The sequence below is a fragment of the Paraburkholderia agricolaris genome (genome assembly GCF_009455635.1).
GTDB lineage: Bacteria > Pseudomonadota > Gammaproteobacteria > Burkholderiales > Burkholderiaceae > Paraburkholderia > Paraburkholderia agricolaris.
This window is the reverse complement of record NZ_QPER01000001.1, coordinates 3,934,719-3,949,264: the sequence shown is the minus strand read 5'-3', so window position 1 is coordinate 3,949,264 and position 14,546 is coordinate 3,934,719. Positions and strand designations below refer to the sequence as shown.

General features: G+C 63.2%; 11 protein-coding genes. 5 read left to right on the top strand and 6 right to left on the bottom strand.

From position 1 onward, the window contains the following. Window positions 1-175 precede the first annotated feature (175 nt). A complete protein-coding gene (locus GH665_RS17335; RefSeq protein ID WP_153136992.1) occupies window positions 176-1,918 on the top strand; it encodes an FAD-dependent oxidoreductase in 1,743 nt (580 codons plus the stop codon). A gap of 49 nt (window positions 1,919-1,967) precedes the next feature. Here GH665_RS17335 and GH665_RS17330 read toward each other — a convergent pair whose 3' ends face one another. Next, window positions 1,968-3,203 (bottom strand): glycosyltransferase, encoded by a 1,236-nt coding sequence (locus GH665_RS17330; protein ID WP_153136990.1) that lies wholly within the window; start codon window positions 3,201-3,203, stop codon window positions 1,968-1,970. Then, window positions 3,200-4,693, bottom strand: coding sequence for a hypothetical protein (locus GH665_RS17325; protein ID WP_153136988.1), 1,494 nt, complete (start codon window positions 4,691-4,693; stop codon window positions 3,200-3,202). Before GH665_RS17325 ends, GH665_RS17330 begins: the two co-directional genes overlap by 4 nt. Before the next feature lie 292 nt (window positions 4,694-4,985). Here GH665_RS17325 and GH665_RS17320 point away from each other — a divergent pair, with 292 nt between their 5' ends. Next, window positions 4,986-6,134 (top strand): acyltransferase family protein, encoded by a 1,149-nt coding sequence (locus tag GH665_RS17320; protein ID WP_153136986.1) that lies wholly within the window; start codon window positions 4,986-4,988, stop codon window positions 6,132-6,134. Between the two features lie 63 nt (window positions 6,135-6,197). Here GH665_RS17320 and GH665_RS17315 read toward each other — a convergent pair whose 3' ends face one another. Next, window positions 6,198-7,388 carry a glycosyltransferase gene (locus tag GH665_RS17315; RefSeq protein ID WP_153136985.1) on the bottom strand — a complete coding sequence of 397 codons (1,191 nt, stop codon included), beginning with the start codon at window positions 7,386-7,388 and terminating at the stop codon, window positions 6,198-6,200. Window positions 7,389-7,738: 350 nt separating this feature from the next. Between GH665_RS17315 and GH665_RS17310 the strand changes: the two genes are divergently transcribed. Together GH665_RS17310 and GH665_RS17305 are read left to right on the top strand one after the other, a co-directional pair. Continuing rightward, entirely contained in the window at window positions 7,739-8,992 is a 1,254-nt protein-coding gene (locus GH665_RS17310; protein WP_153136983.1) for an oligosaccharide flippase family protein, read from the top strand. Then, window positions 8,992-10,074, top strand: coding sequence for a glycosyltransferase (locus tag GH665_RS17305; RefSeq protein WP_153138548.1), 1,083 nt, complete (start codon window positions 8,992-8,994; stop codon window positions 10,072-10,074). Before GH665_RS17310 ends, GH665_RS17305 begins: the two co-directional genes overlap by 1 nt. Window positions 10,075-10,141: 67 nt before the next feature. Here GH665_RS17305 and GH665_RS17300 read toward each other — a convergent pair whose 3' ends face one another. After that, complete coding sequence (locus GH665_RS17300) at window positions 10,142-11,170, bottom strand: hypothetical protein (protein ID WP_153136981.1); 1,029 nt, start codon at window positions 11,168-11,170, stop codon at window positions 10,142-10,144. 95 nt (window positions 11,171-11,265) lie between these two features. On the opposite strand from GH665_RS17300, the gene GH665_RS39655 reads away from it, so the two are divergent. Then, window positions 11,266-11,736: a hypothetical protein gene (locus GH665_RS39655; protein ID WP_153136980.1), complete on the top strand. Its 471-nt coding sequence runs from the start codon at window positions 11,266-11,268 to the stop codon at window positions 11,734-11,736. Between the two features lie 396 nt (window positions 11,737-12,132). Here the strand turns inward: GH665_RS39655 and GH665_RS17290 are convergent, their stop codons facing one another. After that, entirely contained in the window at window positions 12,133-12,588 is a 456-nt protein-coding gene (locus GH665_RS17290; RefSeq protein WP_246216239.1) for a hypothetical protein, read from the bottom strand. Next, window positions 12,588-14,546, bottom strand: a complete 1,959-nt coding sequence (locus GH665_RS17285) for an RICIN domain-containing protein (protein WP_153136978.1) — start codon at window positions 14,544-14,546, stop codon at window positions 12,588-12,590. The genes GH665_RS17290 and GH665_RS17285 overlap by 1 nt, the downstream gene beginning before the upstream one ends.

The following is a 14,546-nucleotide window of genomic DNA, read 5'->3' as shown; positions in this document are numbered from 1 at the left end:
ACGCCGGAACGTCGGCGGCCGCAATGGGATTGTCGATCGATACTTTGATCGTCACCCGCGGCGACGCCGATCAGGCTTTCAGTCACGACATGTGCGTGGTTTGCTTGCCAGCCCCGGTTGGATGAGTAGCCGGATTGACGCACTCAGAAATGCATGAAGAAGATGGGGAGTAGGGATGTTTATCGATACTCGTACGGTTCAAAACAACACGGCTATTGAAACAACGGTCTGCATTATCGGCGGAGGTGTCGCCGGCATTACGCTTGCACTGGAGATGTCGAGGGCCGGGGTCGACACCTGCATGCTCGAAAGCGGGGGCTTCGGGCCTGATGACGAAACCCGCGATCTCTATCGCGGCGAGAACGTCGGGCTTCCCTATTCATTCGCGGACGGCTCGCGCAGCCGCTACTTCGGCGGCAGCAGCAACTGCTGGGGCGGCTGGTGCCGCCCGCTCGATCCGTGGGACTTCGAGAAGCGCGACTGGATTCCTCATAGCGGCTGGCCGTTCGGACTCGAAGAACTGGCGCCGTACTATGCGCGCACGCATGAACTGCTGAAGCTGGGTCCGCAGAATTTCGACCCCGCCTACTGGGAACGCGAGATCGGGCGCCATGACGTGCGCCGCATCCCGCTTGCCACTGGCGATATGCGCGATACCGTCGCGCAGTTCAGTCCACCGGTGCGTTTCGGCAAGGCTTATCGCGACGAGTTGCAGCGTTCGGCACGGGTGCGCGTGTTCCTGTATGCGAACGTTCAGAACATCGACGCCGATCCGCAAGGGACTTCCGTTTCGCGGCTCGAGGTGGCGACCATCAGTGGCCGCAAGATGACGGTAACCGCGAAAATCTTCGTGCTGGCCACGGGCGGTATCGAGAACGCGCGTCTGCTGCTCGCCTCGAACAACGTGCAGGCGGCGGGTCTCGGCAATGCCAACGATCTGGTGGGCCGCTACTTCATGGATCATCCGCGAATGATGTCCGGGAAAGTGCGTTTTCGTCCTGGCAACGCTCGCAACAAACTGTACGACATCAAGTATCACTATCAGAATGCCGCAGTGTCGGCGCACGGCACGAAGATATCGTCACAGTTCGCGCCGAAGCAGGAACTGATGGAGCGCGAGAAGCTGCTGAATTCGCGTGTGTGGCTCTATTCGCGCTGGTACGGTGAAGGCACTGCCGGGTCCGAGGCGCTGATCCATTGCAAGGAAGCGCTGTTGCAAAAAGACCAGCCCGGCCGCAGCCTGAAAACCGATGTCGCAACGATGATCGCGCACCCGCTGCACACGGTCGGCTATGGCTTGACGCGGCTGCTGCAATGGCCGGTGCTGATCACCGACGTGACCTTGCAGGCGATTGTCGAAGCCGTGCCCGATCCCGACAGCCGGGTCACCTTGTCGACCGATAAGCGGGACCGCTTCGGCATGCCCCGCGTGAAAGTGGAGTGGCGGCTGGGCGAACAGGTGCAGCGCACCTTCGACAAGACCTTCTCGCTGCTCGCGCAGGAGTTGCAGATGGCCGGCATCGCGGACGTCGAACTCGACGCGCCGCTCGAGGGTCGGCGCTGGCCGGCGAAGCTGGAGGGCACGTGGCACCACATGGGCACCACGCGCATGCACGATTCGCCGCGTGAAGGCGTGGTCGACCGCGACTGCAAGGTACATGGGATGAGCAATCTCTATGTGGCGGGCAGCTCGGTGTTTCCGACCGTCGGCGCCAACTTTCCGACCATCACGATCGCCGCGCTTGCGCTGCGCCTCGCGGGTCATCTGGTGCGGCAGCTCGATGTCCCCGATATCGTGGGCAATACGCGCAACGACGCTGCCAACAGTTCGCTGATGTCGATTCAGACGCAGCAGCCGCAAGTCGAAACCCTGCCGATCGCAGCCTCGACCTTGACGCCGTTGATGAAGGAACAGTGAGGAGCAACAGGTGACAGCGCGCCAGCCGGCGCGCTGTCACCGTTACTTGTTACCGGCTTGGTTGAGTGCTCGGCTGGGTGTTCGGTTGAGTCCCACGCAGTGTGGTGAGCGTGTTATCGCGCGTTTCACCGGTGCTGCCGTGCGTTTCCAGCAGGGCGGTCAGTGCGCTGACCATGGTTTCGATCCGGAAGCGTGCTTCGAAAGTGCGGGCCGCCTGAGCGCGCATCGCGGCGCGCGCGGTGTCGTCGAGTTCGAGCCAGCGCACGAGGTTCTTTTCCGTACCGTCGACAGTGTCGGCCGCAACCATTCCCGCGCCATCCGCTTCGATTTCGCGCCACACGTTGACCTTGTCGGAGATCAGGGCAGGCAGTCCGCAGCCGAGTGCTTCGGCAACCGCCACGCCGAAGTTCTCCTGATGCGAGGGCAGAACGAACACGTCGCTTGCATGAAACGCGCCCCACTTGAGGTCGCCTTGCAGCATGCCCGGCAGGCTGATGCGCTGCGCGATGCCTGCCGCCTGAGCCTGGGCGCGCAGACTGGTCACCCAGCCCGTCTCGTCGGGGCCCGCGATCACGAGATGCAGCGACTGATCGCGGCTGGCAACGCGCGCGAAGGCGTCGATCAACAGATCGCAACCTTTCTTCGCATGCACGCGGCCGAGAAACAGTACGATGCGTTTGCCGCGCAAGCCGGGCACAGCTTGCAGGAAGGCTTCGCGCAAAGGCGCGGCTTCAAGCTGCGGCACCGTCGTGCCGTACGGCACGATTCGTTCCTCGGCCCGGTATAGCCAGAACGACTGGCGCGCGCGGGTGCGCTCTTCCTCCGTCGTAAAGATGACGGCGCGTGCGTCGCGTAGTACGCGGTATTCGGCCCACGGCCAGTACAGCCACTTCTTCAGATGTTTGAGCGGGTAAGCCTGCTTGAACCAGGGGTCGAGCATGCCGTGCGTGTACACGTAATAGGGCACGCCGCTTTTGCGCACGGCTTTCCACGCCGCAAGGCCGTGGTACTGCCACAAACCGTGCACGACGACCGCGTCGAACCGCTTCGCGTTGGCGGCAAGCCACGGCGCGAGCCGCGCGCTGTAGCTGTAGCGGCTGGTGACGGGGCCGAACGCATGAACCGGAAACGGAAAGTGCGCGAGGTAGGCGTCGTCGGGGGCATCGCAGGTGGCCACTTCGATGTGGTGCCCGGCGTCCTGCATCGCTACGCCGCTGCGGCGCACGCCCTCAACCGGACCGCCGGCGCGCGGATCGACGCTGGCAAGCAGATGGAGAATTTTCATCGGACGAATTTTTGTCGATTGACGTTTCGTGGCGACGCTGCGCGCGATACGAGGGCGCCGAACTGGCTGGAACCAGGGGCGGCGCTTGCCGCGTGCGACATGCCGAGGGTCTTCGCGAGATCGGCGCGGCCCATGCCGGGCTGGATCCTGCCGGGCAAATCAGGCATGGCGACCGCGCGCATGCGCGGCGGCGTCCGCGCGCGCCTGGCCCGCGCCGGCAGTGCGCGCTGCAAGCGGGCGTGGGTGGCGATCATCAGGCCGAGGGCGACACCGAATACCAGCCCGGAGAAACGCGGTCCGAGCGGATTGCCGCCGATCGACGTGGCCGGCAGCGCGGCAAACAGCATGATGGCGCGCCCCAGCACCGGCAGCATGGGCGCGTCGGGAACCACCGAGCGCCAGTAGCGGTACGAGAAGAAGCAGATTGTCAGGGCGGCGAGCGTCGCCAGAGGCATGGCGATGCCGAACAGCAGCCCGCCCGCGAAAAGCTGATAGACCCAGAAGTTGTGACCCGCGGCCCATTCGTTGATCGCGTAGAAGTCTTTCTCGCTGATCTGGCCGGCGAGGTCCGGCAGGTAGGCAGGGGAGTAGCGATAGTAGTGGCCGTAGCCCGCGCCGAACAGCAGCGTTTCCGGCGACGCCGTCACCTGGTCGTACTGATCGCGCATCTCGGCGAGCCGGGTGATCGTGGTCGGGTCCTTGCCGGTGACGGTTTCCTCCGACGCGAAGATGCGCTGCGTCCAGTGCTCGGCGACGGTCGGAAAGCTCAACGCCGCGATGCCGGCCACGCCGGCCAGCACGGCGCCGGCAATCAGGGTACGGGCGGCCGCGCGCCACACATACTGGAGCGACGGCGCGGACAGCGCCATGGCGACCAGAAACAGCAGGATGGTGCCGACCAGCAAACTGCGTGTGACGCTCAGCAATTCGACGATCACACTGAGGGCGAACACCGCGACGGTAAAAAACGAAAAGCGTTTGGCGACGATGAATTCGTGCAGCAGCACGCCTTGCAAGCCGAGCAGCGTTACGGAGATGATGCGAAAGCGCACGTCCTCGAGATCGCCGCCCGTCACCATGCCATACGCGAAGGTGAAGACGAGACAGATCACGTTGGCGACGAACAGCGCCTTCTCGAACTGCGAGATTCTGTATTCGCTCCACGGCCGGCAGGCCACGAGGTAGCCCAGTAAAAACAGCGCGAACGGCAGTAGCACGCGCAAGTAATTACCGGTGTCGTTGTCCTGCACGAACTGGGCGACGACGCTGCCGAGCACGCACAGCAGCAGGCTGAACGTGATTATCGAGCGCAACCGCGAGCGGTCGCGAAAGCGTGGCGCAATCAGCACAAGGGCGAGCCCCGCGGCGATGGCCGGAATGACCAGCGCGGACTGCGCAAAGTGACTTACATTGGCGTCGGTCGCTTTATAGTCAAACGCAAGCGGTAACAGAAAAAACCATATCCAGAGCGTCGCATACTGGTGGCGCATTGCTGATTCCTCCCCGTGCAGTCGATCCGCCGTCGGTCTAAAGCAGACGGTCTCGCATCGGGTCATTGTCCGGGAAACTGGCCGCCTGAATGTTCGGTAGCCCCCCTTTCGTCGCCCTTTACCTGGGTTCTGGCGACCCCGGCAAGGGCGCTCTCTGCAAGACGCGCGCACACTGGCTCATGTTGTCGGCCAATGCCTTGATGTTGGCGCGCACGCACGCTTGCCGCCACCGAAGATGCAAAAAGGGCCATGCAGGGACATACGCCCGCGAAAGGTGACAGGGGAGAAAAACATGAAATTATTCGGCGGGGCGAGATCCGTAACAGCAGGCCGGGCCATCGAGCTGGATTTCGTGCGCGGCATCGCCATTATCATGGTGATGGGGTTTCACTTTCATGCCGTTCATACCGGCAATTTTCTGATTCAGATCATTGAGTACCCGCTGAAAAGTTTTGGGCGCGAAGGCGTCAATCTGTTCTTCACGCTGAGCGGCTTTCTGGTTGGCGGCCTGCTGCTTCGACAGTACGCCGAAACGGGCAACGTCGACGCAAAGCGCTTTATCATCCGGCGGATTTTCCGCATCTGGCCCGCGTATTACGTGCTGATCGCTTTTCATGTGCTGGCCGGGCGCCATCCGTGGAATACGTTCCTGATCCAGAACCTGACCCACCTGCAGAACTATCTGGGCACCTCGATTACCCAGACCTGGAGTCTCGCGGTCGAAGAACACTTTTATCTCGTGCTGCCGGCGCTGCTGTTGCTGTTCGCGCGCTGGCGCCTGAGCGCATGGACGATTGTCGGTGTGCTCACCGGAATCTGCGCAGTGGTGCTCACCGCACGCTGCTTCGCGGTGGCGGACGGCAACCTTGAAGCGGCATTCGCGTACACGCAATATCGCATCGACAGCTTGCTGGTCGGGGTGATTCTGTCGGCGATCTACTGGATGAAGCCAGGCGTCTATCATCAGATCGCGAAGCGCAAGTGGCTGCTGGTCGCCTGCATCGCGGTATTGTGTGCGTGGCTCGCTTTTGCGACCCCACACCTGGCGCTCGACGAAAGCATTGGCTATACGATTCAGGCACTCGGGTTCGCCGCGCTGATCGTGTTCGTGCTGGAGTATTCGGGCTCGCTGCGTTCGTCGTGGGTGTATCGCGGAGTCGCCTGGATCGGACTCTACTCGTACGGTATTTACCTGTGGCATTCACTTGCGCTGGCCCCCGGCGACATTCTGATTCGCAAGTTGACCGCGATGGGTCTGGCACCGAGCGTGATCTGGGTGGTCGCGCTCACGGCGCAGTTTGCCTTCGCGATTGCGATCGGCTATGTGACTACACGTGCGATCGAGTACCCGTTCCTGTTGATGCGCAACGCGCTGTTCCCGGCCAAGCGCAACAGTTCGGTGCGTGAGGAAGTGCCGGTGGCGGGCGGGCAGTTGTCCTGATCTTCTGTAACCCCCTGGGACTTCCTGAGACTCCCTGACCGGCCAGCGTTACCGGCTCAGGGCTCAGGCCATCTGCTGCAGCAAGGTCTGCTTGAACTGCCCGAGCGTGTGCCGCGACAGCAGGTCTTCGCCTGCGGCCGGTCCGGTGTGCGGAGCGTGCGGCCAGGAGGTCATCGTCTCGGTGATCGCGCGGCCGATCGAGGCGGAACTGAGGTCGCTCAGAATCGGCCCCAGTTCGCAGCGCCGGCTGAACCAGCCGATCAGACCGTCTTCCGTTGCAATCACCGGCTTGCCGAAGCGATAAGCCTGCACCAGCACGCCGCTCATTCCGTAGTGACCCTTGTAGCCTAGCCAGACCGCGTCGCAGGCGGAGAACAGATCACGTTCGACGTCGTTAGCAATGAACGAATCGAGTACCAGCGGCGCGGGTTTGAGGCTGCGCACATGATTGCGCATGAAATGGCGCGTGCCCGCGTCCTGCTCGCCGGCGACGATCAGCGTGGGCGCATGTTCCATGCGGCTCAATGCGTGCACCAGTTCGTAGATGCCCTTGCGTTCGGTGATCGAGCCGTACACCAGCAGATAGCGCTGCTCAGGGTCGAGCCCGAGCCGCGCACGGGCCAGTACCGGGTTTTCCGCGTGCTCGTCGGGAAACGGGTCCGCTACGTAGGCGATGGCCGCGCTGTTCTTCGGGGCGTGGTGTGCCGCCCACTCCGGCAGCGTAGGGTCGATCGTCAGCAGCGTGCGCAAGCCGGGACACTGGATCGCGCGCTTGAAAAGCAGTGCCTTGATCGCGTTCACGAGCGGCCGGTCCGGCGACTTGATGCCGACCTTGTGATGATGGAAGGTCGAACGCATCGTGATGCCGATCCACGGTGTCTTGCGAAAAGGCGAGCCGAGAAACGGCAACCCGTAGAAGAAGTAATCGGCGTAAGGCACGACCACCAGCCTGATTGGCTGCGCGTGGCTGACCACTCGATGCACACGCTTGAAATAACGGTGAAAGCGCGAATACTGGTTCGACTGGCGCAGCAACCCGCGTGGCTGCTCCTCGGGGTCGACGAAGGCGATCTGCAGATCCGCACGGTTCGCGGCGGCGATTTGCCTCGCGAGCCGATGATCCTCGTTAGCCGACTCGGTGGCGAGGATGCAGGGATAGCCGGCTTCCGTGCAGGCCTGCATGGTCCACTCGACATAGCGCCAGCGATGGCCCGTGAGGTTGGGTTCCACAATCAGGACGTAATCTTGTTCCATCGATTCAGGGGTCTTCAGTGGTCGAATGCGTTGCGAAAAGCGCCTTCACGCCGGGTGCCCGGGGCGCGCCAACTGATCAACGTTAGCATCGACGATATGCATGGCTCGGCCTATTTGACCCGTTCTGTGGGTAAACGTACCAGAGCGCAATGGCTTCGGCTGAACTGGCCTAGCAGATGGCGGTTGTCGCCGATTCTCTCGCGGTAAGGTCGTACGTGGAATTCGATGAAAAAACTCGCCAGCTTGCTGGTGCGACCTAACTATTTATGCGCCGGCGGCGTTTCGCAGCGATGCATTGAATCGCTGTATGCGACCGATTAAACGGCGCTCCGATTCGACGGAGATACAGCTTGCGGGCGATCAGGCTTCCGGCGCTCTCGATAGCGGCCAGCTTCGGCGCGAGCGCGGCAACGTGGGTGTTGTTGCAGCAGTTTGCCGTGCGTGGACTCGTGGCAATCAAGTTTCTTGCAATTGGCCGGATGCTCGGGCCGGCGGCGATCGGCAGCGTGAGCGTGGCCTTGCTCGCGGTGGCGATTGCCGAGGCGCTTTCGGACACCGGTCTTGCGCAAGCGGTCATTCAAGGCGAGCATCCGCCGACGCGTTCGCAACTCGGCGCGGTGTGGACCACGCTGACCGCGCGCGGCGTGCTCATCTCATTGCTGCTGGTGGCGCTCGCGCCATTGCTGAGCAGTCAGTTTCATCTGAACGGTTCGCTGGTGCTGATCCAGCTGGCCGCGCTGCTGCCGCTGTTGCGCGGTCTGGCGTCGCCCACGTACTACGTGGTGCAGCGCGAGCGGCGTTTCCAGCATATTGCCGGTGTCGAGATTGCGGCGTCGTTTGTCGACTGTTCGGTCGGGTTGGCGCTTGCCTATTTCGGCGCCGGTGCGATTTCGGTGCTGATCGGGCTGGTGGCCGGCGAAAGCCTGAAAAGCATCCTGACCTGGTCGACCATGAAACCGCGCCCGCCGATCCGCGCGGTATGGTCCGGCATCGGTCATTACGTGGGCTTCAGCCGCTGGATCTGGGCCAGCAGTGTGGTCAATCTGCTGCTGAACCAGTTCGACAAGGTGGTGGTCGGCAAACTGCTCGGTCCGGCACAACTCGGCAGCTACCAGATGTCGTCGCGGCTTGCGCAGATGCTGCTCGCCGACGCCGCGATCGCCATGTCGCAATACCTTTTCCCCACTTTTTCGGCACATCATCGCCGCAGTCCACAGTCGGCCGCCCGGCTCATCAAGGTCTATCTGTTCCTGATCGCGATCGGGCTGGCGGTCTTCGTCGAGGTGCTGAGGCTGGTCGCTGAACCGCTCTTCTCGCTGATCCTCGGCGCAGCCTGGCTGCCTGCGGTGCCGCTGTTCAGAATTCTGGTGATCAATATGGCGATCGGCGCGTTGATCGCCGTGCTGGTTGCGTATCTGCGCGCGGTAGGCGACGCGAAGGCGACGGTGCATGCGTCGCTGATTCAGGTGGTCGTGCTGCTGGTCAGCGTGCCGCCGGCGGTTCATTGGTGGGGCGTGACGGGCATCGCCTGGTCCATGACCGTGGGCCTGGGCTGTGCCGCGGCATGGATGCTGTTCAGGACGCTCACTGCAAGGACGCCATGATGCGCGTTTTACATCTGGTTCTCGCGCCGCGTCTGTCCGGCGCCGAAGTTCTCGCGAAGGATCTCGCGATCGATCAGAGCGCCGAGGGTATGGCGGTCTGCATGGCTTCGCTATTGCCCGCGCATGTCGAATTCGTGCCTTTGCAGGAAGAGTTGCAGGAGCACGGCGTGCAATGCTGGTTTCCGCCGCAGCGCAACCGCATCGCCGGTAAGCTATGGACGCTGTTTCTCGCGGTGCGGCGTTTTCGCCCCGACGTGATTTTCGCGCATGCCACGATTCCGTCGTTTTATGCGCGTGCGTTGCCGCTGCGTGTGCCGGTCGTCTACGTCATGCATTCGGCAACCAACGACTTCGAGCGGCCGCTGTTCCGGCGCGTCGAGCACATTCTGTCGGGACGCGCGCGCGTGGTGATCGGTGTGTCCCAGCAAGGCGTAACCGACTACGTGCAGGCCATCGGGCCGCATCCGTCGATGACCGTGGTGCCCAACGGGGTCGACCTCGGCCGCTTCGCGTTCACCGACGGCGCCGGGCGCAGCGGCCGGGCGCCTCAGGTCGTGCAGGTCGGGCGCTATGCATCGGTGAAAAATCAGCTTCTGACGGTGCGCGCTTTTGGTCAGGTGGTCGAGCGGGTGACCGACGCGCGCCTTGTGCTGTACGGCGTGGTCGAAGATCCGGAGTATCAGCGCGCGGTTATTCAACTGGTGCGGGAGTTGGGGCTCGCCGACCGCGTCGTGGTGGCCGGGCCGCGTACCGACGTGGCGAGCGTGCTGTCGGAGTCGAATGTGTTCGTCATGCCCTCGCGTTCCGAGGGGCATAGTGTGGCGTTTCTCGAAGCGCTGGCCTCGGGGATCCCGATCGTCGCCAGCAAGATTCCGTCGTTTGCGTTTGCGAGCGGATTTGCCGGCGTGCAACTGGTCGATACGAACAATGTGCCGTGCTATGCGGATGCCGTTGTCGCGGCGTTAGGGCAGGCGCGAGCGCAACGCTCGCTTATCGGGTTGACGCTCAGGGACACCGCCGCCCGCTATCGGGCGATCGCGCAGCAGGTCAGCCGGCATCATCTGGCGGTGTCGGTTCGTTAGCGGGCTCGAAAGCTCTAAAGCCCGCGTCGCGCGCGTGGCACGCGATGGCCACCGTGACACATCACTGTCAATGATGGCTGATGATAGGGGTGCGGTCTTCGGGGGCCGGCGTCTCTGGCGCGGGGGCCGGCGGCGGCATTGCGCTTGCGAGTTCAGACTCGCGCATGGCGAGCGAGGCGAGATTCTGTGCTTCCTTGCTGCTCGAATCGAGCAGCAGCGCATTCGCGGCGTTGTGCCAGGCGCATCCCCATCGCGCGATATAGCCGCAGCCGCGCGCCAGGCTCAGTAGCGCGTCGCGTTGCTGCTCACGTTCGACGAGCGTGGTGCGAATGCTCAGCGCGTCGCGGTTGTCCGGCTGTGCGGCAATAGCCGCCGCGAGCCTCGCCTTGGTACCGGCAAGATTGTTTTGCTGCAGATTGGCGCGGGCGGCTCTGAGCTGCCTCGAGACATCCACGCGAGGCTTGTCCGGCGGGCTGCCGGGATTGTGCTTCGCAGCCGACGAGGCGACTGCCACGACACGACGTGTAGCCGGTGCTGCTGTAGCCGGCTGCGCGATAGGTGGGGAACGTACCGGCGCGGCGCGCGGCGCGAGTGCGGCCGACGCCGGCTGTTGCGCGGCGAACACCGGCGCGGACCGTTGGGCGAGAACAACCGCCCCGACCGGCGGCTTGCCGTTCTGGGCCGTCACTTTGCCGGATACCGCGATTGGGGGGCTGATTTCCCCGTCGTTCGTGTGAATGAAACCCAGATACACAGCGGATGTCACTACCATCAATGACGCGCCCATCACAAGCGGGCGGCGCAGTTTCTGGGCGACCGGTACGGCAACTTGCGGCTCTTCGGCGACATCGTACGGATTGACGAGTGCGCGCGAGGACGGCCGCCAGATCTTGCGTACCGGCAACTGCGGCCCGAACAGCGCGTCGCTGTCAGTCAGCGGCATTTTAAGGGGCGCCGGCGGCGCGGAGCGCCTGCCCAGCGGATCGAGCGGACGCGCATTGCACGAAGGACAGGGCGTAAAGCGGTCGGCTAGCAGCGCACCGCAGTGCCTGCATTGGGGGAAATCGTGCTCATCGGAGGTAATGTCGCTAAGCATTGCCATGTCGAAAACGGGCGTCAAATGCTGGCGCCGGAATCAAAAAGTACACCGTACGGCAACGAGGCCTGCAAGCGGACTCGCGGGATTACTGTGTGACCACATACCCCCGCGCCTGCATGCACGCGCCATACACGGCCCAATACCGGGTCATCGGCGGCTCGGGCGCGGGCAGGGGCGGCAGCTTCACGCCGGACGCTGCCGCGCTCTCCGATGCGCCGCCTGCTAAAGTTTCCGAAGCGCCGTTGCCTGCGACCGCCGCCGAAGCCGCCGCGGTGGTTGCTGCTGCCGATGCCGCGGTGGTTGCCGCAGCCGATGCCGCGGGTGCGCTCGCGGGCTTCATCGCTGCTGCGTTGTTTGCTGTGGTTGCAGCGGCTCCGCTTGCGGCCGGCGCGGCGGCAGCCGGCATGCTGGCGCCAAACGGACCTGCCGAGAAGGAGCTGGGAGGAAGCGGGGGGCGCGACGGCGCGCCGGTCGATGAAGTCCTGGTCGCAACAGGTTGGCGCGGTGGCAGTTGCGATTCGTGGACGATGTTGACCTTGGACTCTCTGTTCGCCTGGGCATAACACATCGCCGTGTCGACGCTGCGCTGGTAGGCGCTTTGGCTTCGGATTGGATAGGTGAGTGGCTGCCATGCGAAAGCAGCACTGCTAAACACCCAGGTTATTAACGCTATATATGTTTTGAATTCCATCGCAGTCGCTCCCGCAGCGATGTTTCGCCGTTCGCCGGCAATGGCGCTTCGCGGTATGTTCTCGTGGCTGCTGATTTTGCCGCTGAACGGCGGCTCACTGCCGCGAAGGCTTCTTGCTTCAGCGTAACACCGCGCATTGTCTTCGGAGTGCTTCGCATAGCGCGTGAAAACGCCATCCTGCAGTCGAATCACGACATCCCGAACTGAAGCGCCGGGAAATGGTGCAGAGGGCCAGGGGAAATACCTGGTTTTCCGGTTCATAGGCTACCTAACGATTTGTGATGAAACGCCAGAGCGCTGTGCACTCGGCATCGGAGATCTGGTAGTGAGGCATCGACTTGCGCAGCACGACGCCGGCCGGATCGACACCCTCCTTGAGCACGCGGCAGAAGCTCGCCAGGTCGTAGTGACTGGGCGGCCCCCCGCGGCGGTTTACCGCGTCGAGCAGATAGTCGCGCGTCAAAGGCGGTGCGAAGGCTCCCGCCGGATCGGTTTGGGTATGGCAGTTGATGCATCGGGTTGTAGAGGCGGGCAGCGTGCGATCGTCGCCGCGCAGTTGCGCCGCGAGCGCATGCTGCCCATTGAAGATCGCGCATCCCAGATCGGCGGCCTCGCACTGCCCGGCGGCGTCGGCGGCATGGACTGCATTGACCAGCAATGCCACCGCGGCCAGCACGAGGCCGATCAATACGTGTGCCGCCGGGCGTTGGGACGGCGATGCCATCACTGGATCTGCAGCGTGCGCGACACGCTCGGCACGCCGTTCGCGTTCAGCGCGAAGAGCATGTAGTACCCTGGCACCACGACACTCGGATCGGAAGGGATGGTTATCAGATATTCGCCTGCGGTGCCTACCTTGAAACTTACCGGCACGCGCCGCTGCTCGTTGTTGACCGAATGCGTGACGGACGACAGGCGCATCAGCGCGAATGCCTTTACGCCGCTACTGGCGCTCACCGCGATCGACGTACCGAGTTGAGCCACGGTCGGCGCCGAGCTGATGGTCGGCCGGGTTGCAGCGGACCCATTCGCATTGAGCAGATACGGCGGGGTCAGTATTTCGACGTTGGGGTGGTTGGTCGAACAGGTGCCGCAGAGTCCGCCACCGCCGCTCAGCACGCGGCCGTCCGGCAGCAGCAGCGCAACGCTGTGATACACGCGCGGTACAGCCTGTGGAGCCAGCGGCGAGAAGGTTTGCTTGGTCGGGTCCCACAACTCCGGTGTCAACACCGCGGTGTCGTCCGAGAAAGGTTGGGCGAAGGTTTGGCCACCCACCACCACGACCTGTCCGTTCGGCAACACGACGCTGTTGTTGAAGGCGCGCTGATAGTTCATCGAGCGGATCGTGGTGGTGACCGCGGTGCCGCTGCTGATATTGATGAGCGTCGCGTTCGACGTGGCGGGGGAGGAGTCGTAGCTTGGCGCACCGCCGACGGCGAGAATTTTGCCGACATCGTACATGACGGCGTTGCCGTTCATCGCATCGTTGTCGTTGCCCCGATTGCCGGCCTGGGTCACGCTGCCGGCGCCCGCCGTATCGAACCAGTGCATTGCCTTGCTCGGCCCCGCGTGGAAGACACGGCCATTGGAGACCGCGAACAACCACGCGTGGTTGTCGGCGCGGAATATTCCGCCTGCGTCGTTCGTGAGGATGTAGTCGTCGAGTATCGCGCTATTGAGTTGCCATCCCGAACCCGACGTCCACGTTTCGCCGGTCTTGCCGCCCAATGGGCCATTCCATGAGCCACCCACCAGGAACACACCGCCGTTGCTCAACGTGACGCTGCCCTGGTAGGCACGCGGAATGTTCATCGGGTTGCCTGAAGTCCACGCATGGGTTGAAGGCGTGTAGAAACTGGTCAAGTCGCTGCTTGAGCCGCCTGTCACATAGATGCGGCCGTCCGGCAGATTGACGATGCCCGGGCAGAACATGTCGTGCCCGGTGTTGGTAACCAGCACCTCTTTGCTGGTATTCGTGGTGGGATTGAAAATCGCCGTGTAGGTGTTGCCCGGCGTGACTTCACCCGGTGTGAAATTCAACGGGCTATCGGCTGACCAGACCAGCACGGTCCCGTCAGGCAGATTGGCGGCCGCTACAGGAATAATTGGCAGCGTGATCGGCGCGGTCCACTTGGAAGGCAAAGCAGGTAGAGGCAGGCCGTTGACCTGCCAGGTTTGCAGCGCACTGCCGTTGCACACCTGCTGCAGGACCTGGGACCCCTGATTGGTCTGGCTCGCCGCGGCGAGGCACATGCCGCTGTGCACCGCGACGATCGCGTAGCCGCTGCCCTGCGCCTTCAGCGTGAAGCTTTGGTTCGTGCCGCCATTGCAGGTCCACTGAATGACCGGGGCGCCTGCGACCTTGCTTGCGCCCGACACGTCCATGCACAGATTGCTGTTCTGATTCAGCAGGGTGTATTGACTTCCTGAAGACGACGGCAGCCAACTCTGATTGGTGCCGCCGTTGCAGGTCCAGGTAATGACCGCGGCGCCCGGTGCTAGCGACTGCGAGTCGACGTCCGCACAAAAGCTCGAACCAGTCAGTGCGACCGAAGCGGACGTTTGCGCCTGGGCGAGTCCGGATAGTGTCGCGAAGGTCGACGCGAATGCGATCAGGAGCAGGGCCTTCACGCACTGGTCGAGCGATCGGACGAAGGTTCTTGCGGAAAGAATGCGTGCCAT